This window comes from Xanthobacter pollutisoli, from assembly GCF_040044995.1.
In the GTDB taxonomy this organism is placed as follows: Bacteria; Pseudomonadota; Alphaproteobacteria; order Rhizobiales; family Xanthobacteraceae; genus Xanthobacter.
This window is the reverse complement of sequence record NZ_JBDZDP010000017.1, coordinates 32,049-54,386: the sequence shown is the minus strand read 5'-3', so window position 1 is coordinate 54,386 and position 22,338 is coordinate 32,049. Positions and strand designations below refer to the sequence as shown.

Genomic DNA, 22,338 nt, shown 5'->3' with positions numbered 1-22,338 from the left:
GCACTTGGGCTGACGCGTGAGCAGCATTCGAACGGTGAGACAAGATGGACGAGACGAAGCTGAATGGGGAAGACGCCACGCGGATCTTCGATGCGCTGTCCCAAGGCACGCGCTTCGAGACTTATCGTCTTCTGCTGCGCTATGTGCCCTATGGCCTTCAGGCGGGCGACATCGCCCGCCTGCTGGCGGTAGCGCACAATACCATGTCGGTGCACCTCGGCGTGCTGGAGCGTGCCGGCCTTGTCACGTCGCGGCGCGAGGGACGGTCCATCATCTATGCCGTCAGCTTGTCCACAGCGGGCCCTGTGCTGAGCCAACTGATGGCGGAGATGGGTTTTGCCGTCTCCCCCCGGTGCGGGACCGGCCCCGCGGCCTTTCCACAGCTGCGTCCTGCCGCTGGGAATGATCGCGTCTACAATGTTCTGCTGGTCTGCTCGGCCAACTCGGCACGGTCGCTGATCGCGGAGGCGTTGCTCAACCGCGAGGGGCGAGGCCGCTTCAAGGCCTACTCGGCCGGCAGTCGGCCGAAGCTCAAGCCGCACTCGATGGCTATCGATCTGCTCGACTCGCTCGGCTACGACACGACGAACCTCGCCTCCAAGAGCTGGGATGGGTTCGCCAGGCCGGATGCGCCCCAGATGGATTTCGTCATCACTACCTGCGACGCCGCAGCTGGGGAAATCTGCCCTGCCTTCCCCGGTCATCCGCTACAGGCCCATTGGGGTCTGCCCGACCCGATCCGGGTGAAGGGAACCGAAGCTGAGCAGAAGGCTGCCTTCGTTGCCACCTACCGTCGGCTCGCCGGGCGTATCTCCGCCTTCGTCAACCTGCCATTTGAGCAGCTCGATCTTGCTTCGCTCAAGGAGCGCATCGGCGAGATCGGGAAAATGGAGGGAGCGACGGACCTCACACTCTCGGGACAGGCCGCGTGAACTGTCGTCGTCCTGAAACAGACCGCGCCCACGCTCTCGCCGCAATCGGCCGCAGCTGGCGGCCTTGGGAGATCCCGCACCGTGTCCGTGTTTGAACGCTATCTCACTCTCTGGGTGTTCCTGTGCATCATCGCCGGCGTCGCGCTTGGCGCGCTGGCGCCGTCCGTGTTCCAGACCATCGGGGCGCTGGAAGTGGCGCGGGTCAACCTGCCGGTAGCCATCCTCATATGGCTGATGATCGTGCCCATGCTGGTCAAGATCGACTTTGCCGCGCTCAAGGAGGTCGGCCGGCACTGGCGCGGAATCTCGGTGACGCTGCTGGTGAACTGGGCGGTGAAGCCGTTCTCCATGGCGTTCCTCGGCTGGCTGTTCATCGGCTATCTGTTCCGACCCTACCTGCCAGCCGACCAGATCGATAGCTATATCGCCGGCCTCATCCTTCTGGCGGCGGCGCCCTGCACGGCCATGGTGTTCGTCTGGTCAAATCTCACCAAGGGTGAGCCCCACTTTACCTTGTCCCAGGTGGCGCTGAACGACGCCATCATGATCGTCGCCTTCGCGCCCGTCGTGGGGCTGTTGCTCGGGCTCTCCTCCATCACCGTGCCGTGGGACACACTCTTCCTGTCGGTGATGCTCTACATCGTCGTCCCGGTGATCGCGGCGCAGCTCCTCCGCGGGCGCATCCTGGCGACCGGTGGACAGGCCGGGCTCGATCGCCTGCTCGGCGTGCTCCAGCCGCTCTCCCTGGTGGCGCTGCTCGCCACCCTGGTGCTGCTGTTCGCCTTCCAGGGCGAGCAGATCCTCGCCCAGCCGCTGGTGATTGCGCTGCTGGCCGTGCCGATCTTGATCCAGGTCTATTTCAACTCGGGCCTTGCCTATCTCCTGAACCGGCTGTCCGGCGAAGCCCACTGCGTGGCCGGCCCCTCTGCCCTCATTGGGGCCTCCAATTTCTTCGAGCTGGCGGTGGCTGCCGCCATCAGCCTGTTCGGATTCAAGTCGGGTGCGGCTCTCGCCACCGTGGTGGGTGTGCTCATCGAGGTTCCGGTGATGCTCTCGGTGGTGTGGATCGTGAACCATACCAAGGACTGGTACGAAGCCGGCGGCGTGAGGGTGACGGACGCCGGCGACCGCACCAAAGCCTGAGATCATCGCGGCAACGCCGCACCTTTTCAAAGTTTGCGAGGATGACGGTGCCATGAGAGTAGGGATCAACGGCCTCGGCCGCATTGGACGGCTTTCGCTTCGCGCGGCCATGGGGGCGGCCTACCGCCCGGACAATGATCCGCGCGGCAACAACCGGCTCGAGATCGTTCATCTCAACGAGATCAAGGGTGGGGCGGAAGCCATCGCCCATCTCCTCGAATTCGACAGCGTACAGGGGCGCTGGCGTGCGCCCATCGCAGCCGAGGGCGCGGATAGTGTGCGCATCGGCGAGAAGAGCTTGTCTTTCTCCTCTCACGCGACGCCGGGCGATATCCCCTGGGGCGATCTCGGCGTGGACCTCGTACTGGAGTCCACCGGCAAGTTTCTCACCCCCGCCGTGCTCGAAGGTCACCTGAAGCGCGGCGCCAAGCGCGTAATCGTCGCCGCGCCGGTGAAAGACCCGTCCGTGCTGAACGTTGTGGTGGGGGTGAACGAGCAGCTCTACGACCGAGAGACGCATCCCATCGTCACCGCTGCCTCCTGCACCACCAACTGCCTCGCCCCGGTGGTGAAGGTGGTGCACGAGGCCATCGGCATCCGCCACGGCCAGATCACCACCATCCACGATCCCACCAACACCAACGTGGTGGTGGACGCGCCCCACAAGGACCTGCGCCGCGCCCGCTCGGCCATGCTCTCGCTGCAGCCTACTACCACCGGCAGCGCCACCGCCATCGCCCTCATCTATCCCGAGCTGAAGGGCAAGCTGAACGGCCATGCGGTGCGCGCCCCGGTGCTCAACGCCTCGCTCACCGACTGCGTGTTCGAGCTCAACCGCGAGACCACGGCGGACGAGGTGAACGCGTTGTTCGCCAAGGCCGCCGCGGGTGCGCTCAACGGTATCCTCGGCTTCGAGCCGCGCCCTTTGGTGTCGGCGGACTACGCCCGCGACACCCGCTCCGCAATCGTTGATGGGCCGTCCACCCTCGTCACCGACGGCACCTTGCTCAAGGTCTATGCCTGGTACGATAACGAGATGGGCTATGCCTGCCGCATGGTGGACCTTGCCTGCCACCTCGAACGCGTGGGGCTGTGAGATGGCGGCGTCATCCTCCGCGGGCCTGCGCAACTACGCCATCGTCACCGCGGCCTATTGGGGCTTCACGCTGACCGACGGCGCCTTGCGCATGCTGGTGCTGTTCACCTTCTTCAAGCTCGGCTACTCGCCCTTCACCCTCGCCTTCCTGTTCTTGCTCTACGAGGCGGCGGGCATCGGGGCGAACTTCATCGGCGGCTGGCTCGCCGCCCGCTTCGGCATCACCCGTATGCTGACAGTCGGGCTCACGACCCAGATCGCCGGCTTCCTGCTGCTCTCCGCCATGTCGCCCACCTGGGAAACGGCCGTTCTTGTTGCCTGGGTGGTGGCGGCGCAGGGCGTGTGCGGCGTGGCGAAGGACCTCACCAAGACCGCCTCCAAGTCCGCCATCAAGGTGACGGAGGCCGAGGCCAAGGGTAACGCCGAGGGGCGCCTGTTTCGCTGGGTGGCGTGGTTCACCGGTTCCAAGAATGCCATGAAGGGCTTCGGCTTCTTTCTTGGCGGCGTGCTCCTGGAGGCGTTCGGCTTTCGCTTGTCGCTGTGGCTCATGGCTGCCGTGCTGGCGCTGGTGCTTCTCGGCGTGCTGCTGTCCCTGCCGCCTATGATGGGCAAGGCCAAGGCGAGTAGTTCGGCAAGAGAATTGTTCGGCAAGAGCCGGGGTGTGAACCTGCTCGCTGCTGCCCGCGTCGCCTTGTTCGGCGCGCGGGACGTGTGGTTCGTGGTGGGCGTGCCGGTCTTCCTCTATGGGATGGGCTGGACCTTTCCCATGGTGGGCGGCTTCCTCGCGCTGTGGACCATCGGCTACGGCATCGTGCAGGCATCCGCGCCCGCCGTGGTGAGCCGCAGCCCGGACGGCCTGTCCAAGGAAGTGCCAGCGGCGCGCTGGTGGGCGCTCGGCCTCGCTCTGGTGCCGGTGGCCATCGCCGTGCTCCTCGCCGTGACACCCCTGCGGCCGGACATCATCGTCGTGATCGGGCTCGCCATCTTCGGCGCCGCCTTCGCCGTGAACTCCTCCCTGCATTCCTACCTGATCCTGGCCTATGCCGGATCGGAGAAGGCAGCCGAGGACGTGGGTTTCTATTACGCCGCCAATGCAGCGGGGCGCTTCATCGGCACCCTCCTGTCCGGCCTGCTCTATCAGGTGGGTGGGATCTATGCCTGCCTCGGGGGGTCGGCCCTGATGCTCGCCGTCTGTTTTGGCACCACCCTCCTGCTGCCGCTTCATTCCCAGCCGATGGGAACGCCGGCACCGAGCAGATAAGGCTCCGGCTTCGAGTTCGCGTACCAGCATCGTCCGATTGAACTACACCGTCACTGGAGAGAAGAGATGACGCTACCGCGCTTTCTCGCACGCACCCTCTTGCTTGCCGCCATGTGCCTGGGGCCAAGCATCGCCCATGCCGACTTCAAGCTCGACCCACGCTTCACGGACGCGAATGGCGACATGGTCGCGGACGCGCCGACTGATCCTTCCAAGCAGATCGACCCGGACACGCTGATCTTCTCCTACACCCCCGTTGAGGATCCGGCCGTCTACGCCAAGGTGTGGCAGGAATTCACCGACCATCTCGCGAAGGTGACCGGCAAGAAGGTGCAGTTCTTCCCCGTGCAGTCCAACGCCGCCCAACTCGAAGCTATGCGCGCCGGGCGCCTGCATGTGGCCGGCTTCAACACCGGCTCCAATCCCATCGCCGTCGCCTGCTCCGGCTTCGTGCCGTTCGCCATGATGGCCTCGAAGGACGGTGCCTACGGCTACGAGATGGAGATCATCACCTATCCCGGCTCCGGCATCACCAAGGTCGAGGACATCAAGGGGAAGAAGATGGCCTTCACCTCGGAGACCTCCAATTCCGGCTACAAGGCGCCGTCCGCGCTGCTGCGCTCGCAGTTCGGCATGGAGGCGGGCAAGGATTACGAACCCGCCTTCTCCGGCAAGCACGACAATTCCATCATCGGCGTCGCCAACAAGGATTATCCGGCAGCGGCCGTCGCCAATTCGGTGATGAAGCGCATGATCGCCCGCGGCGTGATCAAACCCGAGCAGGTGGTGACGATCTACAAGTCGCAGACCTTCCCCACCACCGGCTATGGCTATGCCTACAATCTGAAGCCCGAGCTCGCCGCCAAGGTGAAAGAGGCGTTCTTCAGCTTCAATTGGGATGGCACTGCTCTCCTGAAGGAGTTCCAGTCGGCCGAGCCGCCGCAGGAGAAATTCATTCCCATCACCTTCAAGGAGACCTGGGCGGTGGTGCGCCAGGTCGATGACGCCATGGGCGTCAGCTACGCCTGCAAGTAAACTCTGGAGAGAGGGACTGTGGGATGCTGACCATCGCCGGTCTGTCCAAGCGCTACGCCAAGGGGGACAAGGCCCTCGATGATGTTTCGCTCAGCATCCCCGCCGGCCAGGTGGTGGGCCTGATCGGTCCGTCGGGGGCAGGCAAGTCCACCCTCATCCGCTGCATGAACCGGCTGGTGGAGCCCACGTCCGGCTCCATCCGCCTCGGCGACACCGAGATCACCCGCCTCGGAGGCATGGGCCTGCGGCGCGCGCGGCGGCGCATGGGCATGATCTTCCAGGAATATGCCCTGGTGGAGCGCCTCACGGTGATGGAGAACGTGCTCTCCGGCCGGCTCGGATACGTGGGCTTCTGGCGCGCCTTCCTGCGCCGGTTTCCCCAGGCCGACGTTGACCGGGCCTTCGCCGTGCTCGACCGCGTTGGCCTGATGGATCACGTGGACAAGAGGGCGGACGAGCTGTCCGGCGGCCAGCGCCAGCGCGTCGGCATCGCCCGCGCTCTGGTGCAGGAGCCGGACATCATGCTAGTGGACGAGCCCACCGCCAGCCTCGACCCCAAGACCTCGCGCCAGATCATGCGCCTCATCGTCGAGGTGTGCGCCGAGCGCCGGCTCGCCGCCATCGTCAACATCCACGACGTGGCGCTGGCGCAGATGTTCGTCCAGCGCATCATCGGCCTCAAGGCCGGGCGCACCGTGTTCGACGGCCCTCCGGAGGCACTCGACACCGATGTGCTCACCGCCATCTATGGCGAGGAGGACTGGTCGCGCACCATCCGCGAGGCGGAGGATGATGCGGTGGAAGAAGCCGCCGCCGAGGATGCGGTCCGTGTCCTGCGGGTCCAGGCCACGCCATCCGCCGTGGCGAGGACGCTGTGAGCGCTGTGTCCGTTCCGGCGCACCGCTGGCGGCCGCCGCCGCTCGTCGCCAATCCCTGGCTGCGCTATGCACTCATCGGCGGCGCGGCGCTCTATCTGGCGCTCGCCCTCGGCAGCGTCGAGGTCAACTGGGCACGCCTGTCGGACGGCTGGGCGCGCGGGTTGCGCTTCATCTCCGGCTTCCTGGAGCCGAACTTCTCCCGGCGCTGGGACGACATCATCCAGGGCATGATCGAGAGCCTGACCATGACGGTGACCTCCACCGTGGTGGGCATCGCCATCTCGGTTCCCATCGGCATCGGCGCCGCCCGCAACGTGGTGCCGCGCGGGGTCTATTTCGCTTGCCGGGCCATCATCGCCGTGTCGCGGTCCCTGCAGGAGATCATCGTCGCCATATTGCTGGTGGCCATGGTGGGCTTCGGGCCGTTCGCGGGCTTCCTCACCCTGTCGTTCGCCACCATCGGCTTCCTCTCCAAGCTGCTGGCCGAGGACATCGAGGACATCGACCCCGCCCCTGTGGAGGCGATCCGCGCCACCGGGGCGCCCTGGCCATCGCTGATCGCCTTTGGGGTGCTGCCGCAGGTGGCGCCGCGCCTCCTCGGGCTTTCGCTCTACCGGCTCGACATCAATTTCCGCGAATCCGCGGTGGTGGGCATCGTCGGCGCGGGCGGCATCGGTGCCACGCTCAACACCGCTATCGATCGTTACGAGTTCGACAGCGCCGCCGCCATCCTCATCCTCATCATCGCCATCGTGATGGCGAGCGAATATGTCTCCGGCCTCGTGCGCGGGCCGGTGAAATAATGCCGGTCTTAGCCCTCCCCGAAGGCCGCCGGTCCTGGCAACGGCGCACTTCGCGCGGCCAGATCGCCGTGTGGTTCGGCTGGCTTCTCGCCGTGGCCTTCACCGTGTTCTGCTGGCGGGTGATGACGGAAGGCACCATCTGGGCCTTCGTCTGGGATGCCCCCACCCAGGCCGCCGACATCGGCGCGCGCATGGTCCCGCCGCGCTGGTCCTATTTCCCGGCACTGCTCAAGCCGCTTTGGGACACGCTCAACATTGCCACCCTCGGCACGCTCATCGCCATCGTGCTGTCGGTGCCGGTGGCCTTCCTCGCGGCACGCAACACCACGCCTAGCGCCGCCTTCGTGCGGCCGCTGGCGCTGTTCGTCATCGTCGCCTCGCGCTCCATTAATTCCATCATCTGGGCGCTGCTGCTGGTGGCGATCCTGGGTCCGGGCGTGCTGGCCGGCATCATCGCCATCGCGCTCAGGTCCATCGGCTTCATCGGCAAGCTGCTCTACGAGGCCATCGAGGAAATCGACGAGAGCCAGGTGGAGGCGATCCGCGCTACCGGCGCCTCGGGCGCCCAGACCCTCGCCTACGGGATCGTGCCGCAGATCATGCCCGCCTTCGCCGGCATCAGCGTGTTTCGCTGGGACATCAACATCCGCGAATCCACGGTGCTCGGCCTGGTTGGCGCGGGCGGGATAGGACTCAACCTGGAAAGCTCGCTCAATACGCTGGCGTGGCCGCAGGTGACGCTGATCCTCATGGTGATCCTCGCCACCGTGGTGGTGAGCGAATGGGTGTCCGCCAAGGTCCGCCACGCCATCATCTGATCTTCGGAGCCTGAACGATGACTGAGCATTCCCTTGTCACCATCTGGCACAATCCGGCCTGCGGCACATCGCGCAACACGCTCGCCCTGATCCGCAACGCCGGTATCGAGCCGACGATCGTCGAATATCTCAAGACCCCGCCCACGCGGGAGGCGGTCGCCGCCGCCATCGCCGCGGCGGGCCTCACGGTGCGCGCCGCGACCCGCCAGAAGGGCACACCCTATGCCGAACTCGGCCTCGACGATCCCGCCCTCACCGACGACACTCTGCTCGATGCCATGATGGCCCACCCCATCCTCATTAACCGGCCGTTCGTCTTCACCCCGCTCGGGGCGCGGCTGTGCCGGCCGTCGGAAAGGGTCCTGGACATCCTGCCCGCGCCGCAGAAAGGGCCGTTTACGAAGGAGGATGGAGAGGTGGTGATCGATGCCGAGGGACGGCGCGTTTGCTGACGCGGGGAGCGCTTTCAAGTATGCCTTGATGATTGACACATTGATGATCGATGTATAGCCTTCCTGCATGTCTCGAACCTCTCCATCGGCCACCCCATCCGTTCCGCCGTCGCCCGCCCCGGTGCCGAAGCCCGGGCCCGATTTCCTGAGCCGTGCCTACTGGAACGGCACCATCAAGATGAGCCTGTCCAAATTCTTCATTCTGTGCGTGCTGCATCAGCGGCCCATGCACGGATACGACGTGGCAAGGGCAGTCGAGGCAACGACGAACGGCTGCTGTTCCCCTGCAGAGGGCACCATCTATCCGGTGCTGCGGGAGTTCGAGGAGGGCGGATACGTCACCGCTGCAAGCGAGGTGGTCTCGGGCCGCGAGCGCAAGGTCTACACCCTCACGGACAAGGGCCGCGCCGCCTTCAAGGTGGCGGTGGAGGCCTGGATGGACGTAACGCGCTGTCTGGTCGACGCGGAGAAGATGATCGCCGGCGCGCCGGACAAAGTCGGGAGCACTCCGGGATGCTGCCCCTGACCCGCATTCATTTGCCCTTAAGCATCGCTCGTCAATGGATCGACCATCGGAGTCTCCCGTCATGACCGGATCGCTACCCGTCGCTATCATCGGAGCCGGCCCCCGTGGGGCTTGCCGCCGCGGCGCATCTGCTGGCCCGCGGCCTCGCGCCTCTCGTCTTCGAGCGCGGCGCCGGCGTCGGCACCTCGCTCAAGGCCTGGGGCCACGTGCGGGTGTTCTCGCCCTGGGGCTACAACATCGACGCGGCCGCCCGCACGCTGCTGGAGGAAACCGGCTGGAGCGCGCCGAACCCCAAGGCCCTGCCGCTCGGCGGGGAGATCGTGCGGCACTATCTCGAGCCGCTGGCGGCTCATCCCGCCCTTGCGCCCCACCTGCGGTTCGGGGCACAGGTGAGCGCCATCGCCCGCCACGGCCTCGACAAGATGTCATCCGAGGGGCGCGCGGACACGCCGTTCGCGATCTGCTGGCGCGACGCGAACGGCGCTGAGCACCGTTCGCTCGCCCGTGCCGTCATCGACGCCTCCGGCACCTGGAGCCAGCCCAACCCCATGGGCGCGGACGGCCTGCCGGTGCCCGGCGAGGAAGAGGCAGCCGCGCATGTCGCCTATGGCATTCCCGACGTGTCCGGCGCTGAGCGCGAGACCTATTCCGGCCGGCGCGTGCTGGTGGTGGGCTCCGGCCATTCGGCCATCAATGTGGTGCTCGATCTTCTCCGCCTGCAGGAGGCGGCGCCAACGACCCGCGTCACCTGGGCGCTTCGGCGCAACCGCATGGAGAAGCTGCTGGGCGGCGGCCTCAACGACGCGCTGCCCGCCCGCGGTGCCCTCGGCCTTGCGGCGACGCAGGCCATCGCCGCCGGCCGGCTCGATGTCCTCGCGCCGTTCGCGGCGGAGCGGATTGTCGGCGGCGCGGCGGGGCTGGACGTGTCCGGCCGTCTCGGCACGGAGCCCTGGACCAGGACCGTGGACCGGATCGTGGTGGCCACCGGCTTTCGCCCCGACCTTGCCGTGCTGCGCGAGGTGCGCGTCGCCCTCGATCCCGCCGTCGAGGCACCGCCGGCCCTCGCGCCGCTGATCGACCCGAACCTGCATTCGTGCGGCACCGTCCCGCCCCATGGCGCGGCGGAGCTGGCCCACCCCGAGCCGGGCTTCTACATCGTCGGCTCCAAGTCCTACGGCCGCGCCCCCACCTTCCTGATGGCCACGGGCTATGAGCAGGTCCGCTCCATCGCGGCGGAGATCGCCGGCGATCACGACGCGGCGCGCAGTGTCCATCTGGTGCTGCCGGAGACCGGCGTCTGCAGCGCCGCACCGGTGACGGCAGGGGCATCCGGCTGTTGTGGTGGGCCTGCGCCTCGGGACGCCGATGCCTGCTGCGCGGACGATGCCCAGGCCAAGGCGGAAGGCAAGGACGGCTGCGGCTGCGATACCGCCGCGCCGCAGGCCGAGGCGCCACCCCGCCGCGGGACGGCCGCGTGACCAGCGGCCTGAGCGGCGAACTCGCGCAACCGGCGCCAGCGCGCCCGCTTTCCGGCCGCAGCCTGTTCATCACCGGCCTCGGCATTGGCCAGATCTGCTCCTGGGGATCGCTCTACTACAGCTTTCCCCTGATAGCGGAGGCCATGGAGCGCGACCTCGGCTGGTCGAAGCCGGATCTGTTCGGCGCCGCGACGCTCGGCCTCGCCCTCGGGGGCATGGCCGCCTTCCCCGTGGGCGCCGCCGTCGACAAAGGCCACGGCAGGTGGGTGATGGCGGCGGGAGCCGGCCTCGCCGGCCTCTGCCTCCTTGCCTGGTCGCAGGTGCAGCAGCTCTGGCTGTTCTATAGCCTGATGGCCGCCATCGGCGTCCTCCAGGCGGCAACCCTTTATGAGCCGGCGTTCGCGGTGGTGGCGCGCAGGACCGGAGCGGCCGGCGCCCGGGCCGGCATTACCGCGCTCACCCTATGGGGCGGATTTGCCTCCACGGTCTTCATTCCGCTGATCCAGATCCTGCTGGATCTGGCGGGCTGGCGTGGCGCACTGGTGGCGCTCGGCGCCGTGAACCTCGTGGTGTGCGCGCCGCTCTATGCCGCGGTGATCCGGCCCGCGGCCGACCACGCGGCATCGCCGGTCCACGCTCTTGCACTGTCGGGAGCGGGCACCCTGCGGCAGGTCATGGGGCGCGTTGCCCGCCGGCCCACCTTCTGGGCCCTGGCGGTGGCGTTCACCGCCTATGCCGCCACCTTCTCCGCCTTCACCTTCCACCTCTATCCCCTGCTGCTGGAGCGCGGCTTCACGGCGGGCAGCGTGGTGCTGGCCATGGCCATCATCGGCCCAACCCAGGTGGCGGGTCGGATCGCCGTCTCGGTGTTCGCGCCGCGCGCTCCGGTGCGACTCATCGGCAGCTGTGCCGTGCTAGCCTTTCCGGTCGCCATACTCGCCTTGGCGTGGCTGCCACCCAGCTTTGCCCTGGTGGCGGCCATCGTGGCGCTCTACGGCAGCGCCAACGGCATCATGACCATCGTGCGTGGGCTCGCCGTGCCGGAGATGCTGACCCGGCAGGCCTATGGCGCCGTGAACGGCGCGCTGGCGGCGCCCTCGATGCTCGCCCGCGCTTTGGCACCCGCCGGTGCCGCGCTCCTCTGGGCGCAATCCCAGTCTTACGGCGCGGTCCTCTCTGCCATGGCTGCGGGAGGCGTCCTGCTGGCGGGCGCCTTCTGGGCCGCAGCAGCCTTTTCGCGGAACGAGGACATGGAGCGCCACGAGAGGGCTCCTTCTATGCCGGACCGCCGCTAAGCCCCCGCCGCAACACACCCTTCCTGAAAAGAATTAAAGCGGAACAACGCATCCAACACCATCCGGCTTATCAGCGCTCGGCGGCTCACTGCATACGCGCTAAAGCTGCAGGAAACTGATGTGCTCCTCATTTCCCCTGCCAGTTACAAGTTTAGGTCTGGCGGGGTTTGGGTCCTCGTGGGACTGGTTGGCGAACGTCGACGATGGGAGGCCACCGAGGCTCATGTGAAGTCTGACGATATTGTAGTCGATTGCCCGAGCCTCGATGATCCGCCTCACCTCTACAAGTGAGGATGTTTGAAGCGTTCAGATCTTTACGAGCATCGCGGTCACGTACATCAGGCCCGCGCCGGTGGCGAGCCCCGTCATTGCGGCTGGCGTGAAGAACGAAACATGAGTCTCGCCGCTTCTGCGCACTAGTAGCGATCCGACTTCCGCAATCACCTGAAGGATAGCCCCGGCACCGACCGCCAGCGCTAGCGCCGACCACTGCGGCGCGTAGGCAAGGCTGCCGATCCACAGACCTGCGACGGCTGGTCCGCCCGCAAGCAGCGTCAACCCGGCGAAGGTCCAAAGTGGTGGGCGTACTTTCAGTATCGGCGCGGCAATGCCGATGCCTTCCGTGATGTTGTGCAACGTAAAGCCGAGCACCAGAAAAATACCGAGATCCGCCGCTCCGGAGGCGAAAGAAGCGCCGATGGCAAGGCCTTCGCCGAGATTGTGCAATCCTATCCCCAGCGCAATGAAGGTCGATAGGGCCAGCCCGGTCGGTGTGCCACGGCTGCGGCCGACAGCCATCAGCAAGAGGAAACTCCCCATAGTGGTGAGGATGACCATCACCGGTCCCTGGAACAAGGCGGCGGCCTCGCCGGCAAGTTCGAGCGCTTCAGCAACTGCATCAATCACGAGGAAAGCGAGAAGCCCCACCGTCAATGCGAGTAGGAAGTCCATGCCGTTGCGGCCAACGCCACGGAGAACTGGGTAGAACATGAGGCCGATAGCGACGGGAAGGATGCCGACAAAGACGCCAAGGGCAGCCTGGGATACGAAGCTCATCGAATCCACGGTCGGTGTCGCAACCGCGACGGGGATCTCACGCTTGAACGTGGCGCCGGTGTTGGTGAGGATTTTCACGCCGTGCGCCTCGCCGACCACCCAAGGGAACGGCAACTGAACCCAGGCGGTCGCGCCGCGGGCGATCGGACCCGGCGGTGTCTGCGTAAACTGCCAATAGGCGTCATCGACCTGGACCTGGGCGATCGTCATGGGTTGCGAGCCGCCGGCACGGACCAGTAGGCGAACTCCATCGGAACCTAGGATCGTCCGCTCGAAGGTCAGCTTCTCGACCGGCGGTGCGCCGTTGCGAAAGCTCGATAACGGATCGGTCCCAATCAACCACGCCATCGCGAGACCAAGCACGGTAAACGGGATAGCGATCCAGAACAACGAGGCTCGACCCGGACGCCCGACTGGAAGTGTTGTCGCAGCATTGGAAGGGGGCCGCCCAGCTTGGTTCATGATACGGTCTCCACGACATCGAACATGCCCACCCAACCGAGTTCGGTGAACTCCGACTGATGCGGGTGGAACATGTAGAGACCGGGCTCGTGCTCCGTGAAATGGAACTCAAGGATGCCGCGCTCGGCTTGGCATTGGGTGATGAGGTCGACGGTCTTCAGGGTCGGGGTCAAGGTCGTGCCTTGATTGAAGTATTCAAAGAAATTAGCATGCAAATGAAAAGAATTTATCGGATCGAACTCGATCACATTGATAAGGTAGACGCGAACCGGTTTGTCTCTAAGGATCTTGATGGGTTTTTTTGCATAGGCATGGGCTACCGTATTGACAGCATAGACCTCGTTCTTGCCGTCGAAATTGGTATCGAATGCATTCATAACCATTACGAGCTCTTGCCACTCGGCATTCTCCGCCGTGCCGAGCAGGCGTGAGCGGGCAACTGCCTCATATTCGGGATGGCGAGTGGGATCCGGGTCGATGACGAAGGCTCCGTACATGCCCTTGTGAATATGCCGCTTCAGCGGCAGAGCGTGACAGTGATAGAGGTGACATCCGAAAGGCCGTGCATCAAACTCGTAGACAAACTCCTCGCCCGGAGCGACTAGCCCTGCGCCTGGAACGCCATCCATCCGCGCCGCATGGATGCCATGAAAATGCATCGAATGAGGATGCGAGCCGTAGTTTTTGAAGACGATCCTCAGCCGCTCACCTTCGGTCGCGCGCAGTGACGGGCCGGGCACCCGGCCATTATAGGTCCAGGCCAGAAACATGATACCGGGGGCGATCTCGATCTCCTTGTCCTCGGCGGTGATCTCGAAGGTTCTTAGCGTCCGCCCATCCGGAAGCTGGGACACAGTGCCTCTATCCCAGTCGGTCAGAAGCTTGGTCGGATCGAAGCCATTACGAGCTTCGTCGACCCCGCCCACCGTGATCATCGCACCATGGGCTCCGCGGTGGGCTGAGGCCAGCTTTGCTTCAGCGCCGACAGTTCCTGCATGCGAAGCGTGTCCTGACTGCGCTAGAGCACCAGTCATACCTATCGCTGCGCCGCTGGCAGCCGCTAGCCCGCCTCCCAGCACCACGCGCCGGCTCAGCCGTTTACGTAACCAAGCTGGCACTTTGATCATATGCATCTCTTTCTGCAAATGCGAATTAGTCGCATATAAATAGCATAAGCTACAATTGGTGGCCATTGCCAATTGACGTCGAGAAGGGCTTCCTCCTCTCCGCAACATGGGCGCCAACTTCCGCCATATCGCAGAAGATCAGGCAATCGGGGCATGCCGAGTCTAGCCTTGAGGGGCGCGAGGTTGGCTGCCTCGATCAGGTCCGGAAATTCGACTGCCCTCACATAGGCAAGCCAACCGCCACGATGGCCACAGTTCGGATCGCTGGTCACGGTCATCTTGTGCGATGTCTCGGCCGCCCAGAGGCGCGATAGCACGGGCATAGCAGTCGCCTATGTGGCGCCGATCACCAACTCACGGTGTGCCGCGAAAAGCTCGGCTGTCATGCCGCTTCTCCTTTCGTTGGCTGTTTCCTCGCGCACAGCTTCCGATCGAAGCTGCGCATGACGCTCCTCACCGAAAGAAGACGTATTTCGTGAGGGCGGCGATCACCAGCACCAAGACGAGGATGCCGATCAGGCCGGCAAGGCCCATGCCCCATCCCATGGATCCCATCATGTCGTGCATCATTGGAACCTCCTCTTATTTGGCGGCCGCCTTGAGGCCGGCCGGCCCCTGTTCGATCGCCCTCTCGGAGGCGACGCTCCGCGGCAATCGCCAACCCTTGATCAAACCGTAGACCGCTGGGATCACGGCGAGCGTCAGCACCGTCGAGGACACCATGCCGCCGATCATCGGCACCGCGATGCGTTGCATCACCTCCGAGCCGGTGCCGGTGCTCCACAGGATGGGGACGAGCCCGGCCGTGATCGCGATGACCGTCATCATCTTCGGCCGCACCCGTTCTACGGCGCCGAGCATGATCGCCTGATAGAGGTCGATGCGGGTGAAGGGCCGTCCTTGCGCCTCCCGCTCAGCCTTCAGTTCCGCCATCGCCTGCTCGAGATAGATCAGCATGATGACGCCGGTCTCGGCGGCCACACCTGCGAGGGCAATGAAGCCGACGGCAACGGCGACCGACATGTTGAAGCCGAGCCACCACATCAGCCAGATGCCACCGACCAGCGCGAAGGGCAGCGACAGCATGACGATAAGCGTCTCGGTGAGTGCCCGGAAGTTGAGGTAGAGCAGCAGGAAAATGACCAGCAGCGTCACCGGCACGACGATCTTCAGCCGCGCCTCGGCGCGCTGGAGATATTCGAATTGGCCGCTCCACGAGACATAGGTTCCGGGCGGCAGCTTGATCTCGTTCGCGACCGCCTGCTGCGCCTCGGCGACATAGCCGCCCAGGTCCCGGCCAGCGATATCCACGAAGACATAGACGGCGAGCTGGCCGTTCTCGGTGCGGATCGAAGTTGCGCCGCGGGTGAGCTCGACCTTGGCGACTTCGCCGAGCGGCACCGTTCCGCCGCCTGGCAACGGCACCTGCACGTCGCGGGCGATTGACTGCGGGTCACTCCGGAAGTCGCGGGGATAGCGGATGGTGACGGCGTAGCGCTCGCGGCCCTCGACTGTGGTGGTCACCGTCTCCGCCCCGAGCGCGCTTGCGATCACGCTTTGGACATCGCCAATGGCCAGGCCGTAGCGGCCGAGCACCTCCCGGTCCGGCACGATGTCGAGATAGTAGCCGCCGATAACGCGCTCGGCATAGGCGCTCGATGTGCCCGGCACCGATCGCAGCACCCGCTCGATCTCACGGGCGCTCTGCTCCATCTGGGCGAGATCGGTGCCGAACACCTTGACCCCGACCGGGGTGCGGATGCCGGTCGCGAGCATGTCGATGCGGGCGCGGATCGGCATGGTCCAGGCATTGGAGACGCCGGGGAATTGTAGCGCCTGGTCCATCTCGGCCTTCAGACTGTCAATGGTGAGGCCGGGGCGCCATTCGTCCTTCGGCCTCAGGTTGATGATGGTCTCGAACATCTCGGTCGGCGCCGGATCGGTCGCTGTGAGCGCGCGCCCCGCCTTGCCATAGACCGAGGCTACCTCCGGGAAGCTCTTGATGATGCGGTCCTGCACCTGAAGCAGTTCGGCCGCCTTGGTGACCGAGATGCCCGGCAAGGTGGTCGGCATGTACATCAGCGTGCCCTCGTCGAGGCTCGGCATGAATTCCGAGCCGAGCTGGCGTGCCGGCCAGAGGGTCACGCCGAGCACGACGAGCGCGACGAGGATGGTGAGCGTCTTGGCCTTCAGGACGCCGCTAATGACGGGGCGATAGACCCAGATCAGGAAGCGATTGATCGGGTTCCTGTGCTCCGGGATGATCCGGCCGCGCACGAAGACCACCATCAGCGCTGGCACCAACGTCACCGACAGCAACGCTGCAGCTGCCATCGAGAAGGTCTTGGTGAAGGCGAGCGGGCCGAACATCCGGCCTTCCTGCGATTCCAGCGTGAAGATCGGCAGGAAGGAGACGGTGATGACGAGCAGGCTGAAGAACAGCGCCGGCCCGACCTGGCTCGCCGCCTCGATCAGGATCTCGACGCGCGGCTTGTCCGGAGGAGCCCGCTCCAGATGCTTGTGGGCGTTCTCGATCATGACGATGGCCGCGTCGATCATGGCGCCCACCGCGATGGCGATGCCCCCGAGGCTCATGATGTTGGAGCCAAGCCCGATCGCCTTCATCGCCGCGAAGGCGATCAGGATGCCGACCGGCAGCATCAGGATGGCGACGAGCGCGCTGCGCAGATGCAGCAGGAACACCACGCAGACCAGCGCGACGATGATGCTTTCCTCGATCAGCGTGCCCTTCAGCGTCTCGATCGCCCGGCCGATCAGCTCGGATCGGTCATAGACCGGCACGATCTCGGCGCCCTTGGGCAGGCTCGTCGCAATCTCGGCGAGCCGCGCCTTGACGTTCTCGATCACTGTCAGCGCATTGGCGCCGAAGCGTTGCAGCACGATGCCGCTGGCGACCTCGCCTTCGCCATTGAGCTCGGTGATGCCACGCCGCTCGTCCGGGCCGATCTCGACGCGGGCCACATCCTTGACCCGCAGCGACACGCCGCGGTCGGTCTTCAGCACCACGTTCTCGATGTCGGCGACGCTCCGGATATAGCCGCGCCCGCGCACCATGAACTCGAACTCGGAGAGCTCGACGGTGCGCCCGCCGACATCAGCATTGCTGGCCTTGACGGCGTCGCGCACCCGATCGAGCGAGATGCCCAACGCCCGCAGCCGGTTCGGATCGACCACGATCGCATACTGCTTCACGAAGCCGCCGACGCTGGCGACCTCGGCGACACCCTCCGCTTTGGACGCGCCGAAGCGGATCACCCAGTCCTGCAGCGAGCGCAGCTCGGCGAGCGTCATCTCCTTGGCGACGACGGCATATTGGTAGACCCAGCCGACACCGGTCGCGTCCGGTCCTAAGGTCGGCGTCACGCCCGCCGGCAACCGCTGCGCGGCGGCGTTGAGATATTCCAGCACGCGACTGCGTGCCCAATAGGGGTCGGTGCCGTCCTCGAAGATCACATAGACGAAAGAGACGCCGAAGAAGGAGAAGCCGCGCACCACCTTCGATTTTGGTACCGTCAGCATCGAGGTGGTGAGCGGATAGGTGACCTGGTCCTCGACCACCTGCGGCGCCTGGCCGGGATAGTCGGTATAGACGATCACCTGCACGTCCGAGAGGTCGGGGATGGCGTCGAGCGGCAGCGTTTTCAGCGCATAGAGCCCGGCAGCGACGGCGAACACTGTGCCAATGAAGACCAGCACGAGGTTGCGGGCGGACCAGCCGATGAGGTGGGCGATCATGGCTGTGCCTCCGCAGGTGTCAGGCCACGCAGCGCCGCCTTCAGATTGCTCTCGGCGTCGATCAGGAAGTTCGCCGCGACAACGACACGGTCGCCTTCCGCGATGCCCTCGCGGATCTCGGTGAAGCCTTCGCCGCGCAGGCCGATCTTTACCTCGCGCGGTTCGAACCGGCCCTCTCCACGATCAATGATCACGACCTGCCGCGTGCCGGTGTCGATCACCGCGCTATCGGGGACAGCAACCACCGGCGCGGCATCGCCTGTGCCGATCTCCACTTCGGCATACATATTGGGAAGCAGAACACCGCCGGGATTGGCGATCTCGATCCGCACTCGCGTGGCCCGCGTTGCTTCACCGACCTGCGGATAGATCAGCGACACACGTCCTTCGAAGGTGCGTCCCGGCAGGCTTCGAGCCCGGATCGTCACCGGCGCGCCGAGCCGGACGGCCCCAAGATCGAACTCCGGCACATCCGCCAGTACCCAGATGGTCGAAATGTCGGCGAGGCGGAACAGCACATCGCCCGGTGCTGCCTTCATGCCGTCGACGACATTGCGTTCGAGTACGACGCCATCGCGCGGCGCACGCCACGTCATCGACAGCGGCACCTTGCGCGTGCGCTCGATCTCGGCGATCGCTTCAGGCGGCAGGCCGAGATTCTCTAGGCGCTGGCGGGCGCCTCCGAGAGCACTATCGCGGCCGCCGCTTTTGAGATCGGTTAGGAGCTGGGCGCCGGCGGTGGCGATATCCGGCGCATAAAGCCGGAGCAGCATCTGGCCCTTCGTCACCCGGTCGCCCGTGGTGACGTTCGCCACCTCGTTGATGAAGGCGTCGCTCCGGGTGGCGACCACGGAGATGCGCCGCTCGTCGAGCTGGACGGTTCCCGGCACCCGCACCAGCCTGCCGACGACACGCCGCGCGGCCAACTCGGATCGCACACCGGTCCGCTGCAGCTTGCCAAGCGAGACCTTCACGACCGAGCCGTTGTCGTCCTCGCCCTCATGGACGGGGATGTAGTCCATCCCCATCGAGTCCTTCTTCGGCATCGGCGAGGTGTCCGGCAGACCCATCGGGTTGCGGTAGTAGAGGATGCGCCGCGGGCCGGCCTGCCCAGCCGCCTCAACTGTCGCCGGCGGCCTGCCTTCGAAGCTCACATCCTCGCTGGCGCGAACGGTGCGGAAAGCCCGGCCATCCCTGGTCCGGCGCGGCGTTGCCGAATAGACCGGCTTGCCGTCGGGATCCTGATAATAGATCACCGCTCCCGTCCCGACCGGCTCAGCCGCCGCAAGGGTCGCCTCGACACCGAACCATTCGCGCAGGCCGGCTACTGGGAAATCCCGGACGCCCGCCCAATAGCCTCCGATCCCCGCCGCCAGAATGGCGGCGAGAGCGAGGCCCACAAGGCCGATCCGTTTCACGGTACGGCCTTCAGGACCAGCTTGTTCTCGAGCGTGCCGGTCTCACCCTGGATCTTGGCGCCGAGCGAAAGCCGCCAGCCGCCGGCCATCATCAAGTTGGTCTTGAAGCGATAGACACCCGGCTCGGTCGACGGCAGAGCCTCGATCGGCGCCGCCATCGTCTCCATGCCGTCAGGCGCCATGTCGATACGGGTCGCGAAGATGACGGCGTCGGGAACCGCCTTGCCGGATCGCTTGTCGACGAGCCGGACAGCGACGATGGCACCGTTGCCCTGCTTGATGTCCGTCTGAACGAGCCGGAACTCGTAGTCCGTGATGTCGGCATACGCCGTCGAGAGGGTAGCCACGGAAAGCGCGGCCGCGAGCGTCGCCGCAGCGGCGCGCTTCATGGAAGAGTTCGTCATAATTTGAAAATCCCAGATTCATCGGAGCACCGTGCGCATGGCCCGGTGTTGCGCGGCTTATGGCCACGCGCCCTCGGCCACCCGAGCCTCGCTGGGGCGGCACGAGCCGGCGCACAAACGCCGGCGATGTCTTAGGTTCGCGGAGGTCGAGCCGGAGGCTCCAGGGTGAGCGCGTCGCCCATGGCGTCACTGCCAGGGCGGATGGCATCGCTCCGATCCCAGAAAGCGAAGGCCAGGCGCGAAAGCATCGGTGCCACCGAGAAGCACTTGGCCATGCACAATGCCATTAATGGGCAGGTCTTCTGGCAGTCAGGAGCTGCCGGCGTCTCATGCGGACAACACGGCATGTCGTCCGCCATTTCGGGCATGGACATATCGACGGCGGCCGCCATGGCGGCGCCGTTCACCGGTGCGGTGAACGGTCCGGCAACAAGCCCTACGATCGCAAGGATCGGGAGCAGCCTGCGGAGCCAAGTGGCGACCTTCATGCAGCGCAACATGTCATAGGCGAGGCAATTTGGGAATGCGAGCAGCGGTACGAAGCTGTCACAGGTTCGTGGCAGATGGACGCTGCTTCCGGGCTCAATCACCGAACTAGCCGGAGAGACGAACCACCGACGGATGGCGGACTCACATCGCCGGTAAGGCCGAACAGCAGATTGTCGAGTTCTGCCTCGGGGATATCCAGGCGGGCCGCAACGTGCCGGCGTGTCACGCCTTCCCGCCAAAGCTCCGTAAGGACACGTTGCCATATTGCAGATCGCTCCGGTGGGAGACCGTCAGGTTCGTTCGTGCCGAACCGCTTGTTTATCTGGATGCAGAAGGTCCGGTAGTTCCAATCGGAGATCCGGCCGATCCGGTGGAGCCGGTGTGCGAGCGCAGCTACGGACACGCCCCATCGCTTCTTTGCGAGTACCAATTGATCAAGGCTTCGGACGAATGGGATCGTCGCCACGACGTCGTCGTGAGGCATCAGGAACGACGATGCAAACGCATGTGCCTCGAGCTCGGCAGCGCGCCCTTGATTGGGACCGCCGTGCTTGTGCAGGACGAGGTGAGCCAGTTCATGAGCGGCGTCGAACCGGCTGCGCTCTGTGGTCTTGAAGGTGTTGAGGAAGACATACGGCTCGCCATCATGCCAACAGGAAAAGGCATCCACATTCTTCGTGTTCTCGGCCAGCGAGAAGACGCGAACGCCCTTCGTCTCAAGCAGCTTGATCATATGCGAGATCGGCCGCTCGCCGATCGCCCAATGCTGGCGCAGCGCACGTGCGGCTCCAGCGGGATCGCGTTCATGGCTGAGGTCGAGCAGGTCTGGCTGAGGCAGAACGAACCTTTCCCGCACCCAGGCTGACATCTCGAAGGCCAGTGAGCCGGCGGCGAGCGCCGCATCGCGCTCTCGCGCCGACATCGCCGTGAGGCTCCGGAAGCTGGCGGCATCAGCGCTGATCGGAGCCGCGTCGTCCCGGAAGAAGAACTCCCGCGGGAATCCCAGCGCGCGCACCAAGCCGTCGACCGTGTCTTCATCCGGAATCTGCTGCCCGTTGACGACACGCGACAAGGTGACCGGCGATATGCCAGCCCGCTCGGCGAGAGCCTTGGCGGTCAACCGTTGCCGCTTTCGCGCGAGCTCCATTCTGCCAATGTTGAACATGGCCTAGCGACGCAAAACAGCAGGCTCGAACTCGATGCCATCCGGACGATCGCTATCAACGATGACATCCGCCGGCCATTCACCACCACCGAGGATGAAGATGCGCTCGATAAAGCCCTCGAAATTGCCGCCGGAAATGCCCGAAGGCAGCGACAGCTCGGCACGGACATCACCACCTTGAACCGACACGCAGAAGAACCATACGCCGGTCTGGAGCTCCGCGAGGCTCTGATCCCGCGCCGCTGACATCTCCTCCTCCGGGAACAGTCCCGCCTGTCCCACCGCAATGATGCGGTCAGCACCGGAACCTTTTCCGGACACTGCCTGCGGCTTGTGCAGTGTGTCGGCCGCGAGATCGACGCTCTGGTACACGACCTTCAGCGGCCGGTCGGGATGTTTGACCGATTCGACGTTGTTCTCGCGGTAGCGGACCCATTCGTGGGCCAGGAAGACCTGCCGCACATAGCGGGTGCCATAGATATACGCTAGCAGCCCTTCGGCCGAGGCGGGATCGTCCAACGTCGCGTCCGAGCGAGCAGCGACCACGCCGCGCACGACCTCAAGCAGTTCCTGACGCGTGACGCCGAACTCGGCGAGGCGAGCGTCAACTTCAGGATGATCGGCAAGCACGCGAACCGCAGCCATCGAATCGCTCCCACGATAATTTTCTTACCCTCATTTGTGGAGGAAAAAATTATCGCGAGCAACTGTCTTGGTTGGGTGGTCGGGGGCGGCGAAGGATCG

Annotated in this window: 20 protein-coding genes; 12 read left to right on the top strand and 8 right to left on the bottom strand. The window is 65.3% G+C overall.

What is annotated here, in order from left to right; translation table 11 throughout:
• The first annotated feature begins 44 nt into the window (after positions 1–44).
• From ABLE93_RS21850 to ABLE93_RS21795, 12 genes are all read left to right on the top strand, one after another.
• Complete coding sequence (locus tag ABLE93_RS21850) at positions 45–932, top strand: arsenate reductase/protein-tyrosine-phosphatase family protein (RefSeq protein WP_149577646.1); 888 nt, start codon at positions 45–47, stop codon at positions 930–932.
• 81 nt (positions 933–1,013) lie between these two features.
• Complete coding sequence (gene arsB, locus ABLE93_RS21845; protein ID WP_149577647.1) at positions 1,014–2,075, top strand: ACR3 family arsenite efflux transporter; 1,062 nt, start codon at positions 1,014–1,016, stop codon at positions 2,073–2,075.
• 52 nt (positions 2,076–2,127) lie between these two features.
• Positions 2,128–3,171 carry an ArsJ-associated glyceraldehyde-3-phosphate dehydrogenase gene (locus ABLE93_RS21840; protein ID WP_149577648.1) on the top strand — a complete coding sequence of 348 codons (1,044 nt, stop codon included), beginning with the start codon at positions 2,128–2,130 and terminating at the stop codon, positions 3,169–3,171.
• 1 nt (position 3,172) lies between these two features.
• Entirely contained in the window at positions 3,173–4,432 is a 1,260-nt protein-coding gene (gene arsJ, locus ABLE93_RS21835) for an organoarsenical effux MFS transporter ArsJ (RefSeq protein ID WP_149577649.1), read from the top strand.
• A gap of 66 nt (positions 4,433–4,498) precedes the next feature.
• Positions 4,499–5,467 carry a phosphate/phosphite/phosphonate ABC transporter substrate-binding protein gene (phnD, locus tag ABLE93_RS21830; protein ID WP_149577650.1) on the top strand — a complete coding sequence of 323 codons (969 nt, stop codon included), beginning with the start codon at positions 4,499–4,501 and terminating at the stop codon, positions 5,465–5,467.
• Positions 5,468–5,490: 23 nt separating this feature from the next.
• On the top strand, positions 5,491–6,345 hold the full coding sequence (phnC, locus tag ABLE93_RS21825) for a phosphonate ABC transporter ATP-binding protein (protein WP_149577651.1): 855 nt from the start codon (positions 5,491–5,493) through the stop codon (positions 6,343–6,345).
• Complete coding sequence (phnE, locus tag ABLE93_RS21820; RefSeq protein WP_149577652.1) at positions 6,342–7,148, top strand: phosphonate ABC transporter, permease protein PhnE; 807 nt, start codon at positions 6,342–6,344, stop codon at positions 7,146–7,148. The genes phnC and phnE (ABLE93_RS21820) overlap by 4 nt, the downstream gene beginning before the upstream one ends.
• Positions 7,148–7,966, top strand: a complete 819-nt coding sequence (phnE, locus tag ABLE93_RS21815; RefSeq protein WP_348841913.1) for a phosphonate ABC transporter, permease protein PhnE — start codon at positions 7,148–7,150, stop codon at positions 7,964–7,966. Before phnE (ABLE93_RS21820) ends, phnE (ABLE93_RS21815) begins: the two co-directional genes overlap by 1 nt.
• Before the next feature lie 17 nt (positions 7,967–7,983).
• A complete protein-coding gene (gene arsC / locus ABLE93_RS21810) occupies positions 7,984–8,418 on the top strand; it encodes an arsenate reductase (glutaredoxin) (RefSeq protein WP_348841912.1) in 435 nt (144 codons plus the stop codon).
• 121 nt (positions 8,419–8,539) lie between these two features.
• Positions 8,540–8,944, top strand: a complete 405-nt coding sequence (locus tag ABLE93_RS21805; protein ID WP_041575984.1) for a PadR family transcriptional regulator — start codon at positions 8,540–8,542, stop codon at positions 8,942–8,944.
• Positions 8,945–9,048: 104 nt separating this feature from the next.
• Positions 9,049–10,422 carry a SidA/IucD/PvdA family monooxygenase gene (locus ABLE93_RS21800; protein WP_348841911.1) on the top strand — a complete coding sequence of 458 codons (1,374 nt, stop codon included), beginning with the start codon at positions 9,049–9,051 and terminating at the stop codon, positions 10,420–10,422.
• Positions 10,419–11,717: an MFS transporter gene (locus tag ABLE93_RS21795; RefSeq protein ID WP_149577654.1), complete on the top strand. Its 1,299-nt coding sequence runs from the start codon at positions 10,419–10,421 to the stop codon at positions 11,715–11,717. The genes ABLE93_RS21800 and ABLE93_RS21795 overlap by 4 nt, the downstream gene beginning before the upstream one ends.
• A 306-nt stretch (positions 11,718–12,023) precedes the next feature.
• Here the strand turns inward: ABLE93_RS21795 and ABLE93_RS21790 are convergent, their stop codons facing one another.
• The 8 genes from ABLE93_RS21790 to ABLE93_RS21755 form a co-directional block, all read right to left on the bottom strand.
• On the bottom strand, positions 12,024–13,235 hold the full coding sequence (locus tag ABLE93_RS21790; RefSeq protein WP_149577655.1) for a ZIP family metal transporter: 1,212 nt from the start codon (positions 13,233–13,235) through the stop codon (positions 12,024–12,026).
• Positions 13,232–14,362 (bottom strand): multicopper oxidase domain-containing protein, encoded by a 1,131-nt coding sequence (locus ABLE93_RS21785; protein ID WP_041577508.1) that lies wholly within the window; start codon positions 14,360–14,362, stop codon positions 13,232–13,234. The genes ABLE93_RS21790 and ABLE93_RS21785 overlap by 4 nt, the downstream gene beginning before the upstream one ends.
• A gap of 582 nt (positions 14,363–14,944) precedes the next feature.
• Positions 14,945–18,118, bottom strand: coding sequence for an efflux RND transporter permease subunit (locus tag ABLE93_RS21780; protein WP_348841910.1), 3,174 nt, complete (start codon positions 18,116–18,118; stop codon positions 14,945–14,947).
• Positions 18,115–19,536 carry an efflux RND transporter periplasmic adaptor subunit gene (locus tag ABLE93_RS21775; RefSeq protein ID WP_012115945.1) on the bottom strand — a complete coding sequence of 474 codons (1,422 nt, stop codon included), beginning with the start codon at positions 19,534–19,536 and terminating at the stop codon, positions 18,115–18,117. Before ABLE93_RS21775 ends, ABLE93_RS21780 begins: the two co-directional genes overlap by 4 nt.
• On the bottom strand, positions 19,533–19,940 hold the full coding sequence (locus ABLE93_RS21770) for a FixH family protein (protein WP_012115946.1): 408 nt from the start codon (positions 19,938–19,940) through the stop codon (positions 19,533–19,535). Before ABLE93_RS21770 ends, ABLE93_RS21775 begins: the two co-directional genes overlap by 4 nt.
• Before the next feature lie 131 nt (positions 19,941–20,071).
• Complete coding sequence (locus ABLE93_RS21765; RefSeq protein WP_041577510.1) at positions 20,072–20,428, bottom strand: hypothetical protein; 357 nt, start codon at positions 20,426–20,428, stop codon at positions 20,072–20,074.
• Positions 20,429–20,526: 98 nt separating this feature from the next.
• A complete protein-coding gene (locus ABLE93_RS21760) occupies positions 20,527–21,594 on the bottom strand; it encodes a helix-turn-helix domain-containing protein (RefSeq protein ID WP_012115948.1) in 1,068 nt (355 codons plus the stop codon).
• Positions 21,595–21,597: 3 nt separating this feature from the next.
• Positions 21,598–22,239, bottom strand: coding sequence for a hypothetical protein (locus ABLE93_RS21755; RefSeq protein ID WP_209483271.1), 642 nt, complete (start codon positions 22,237–22,239; stop codon positions 21,598–21,600).
• Positions 22,240–22,338: the final 99 nt, after the last annotated feature.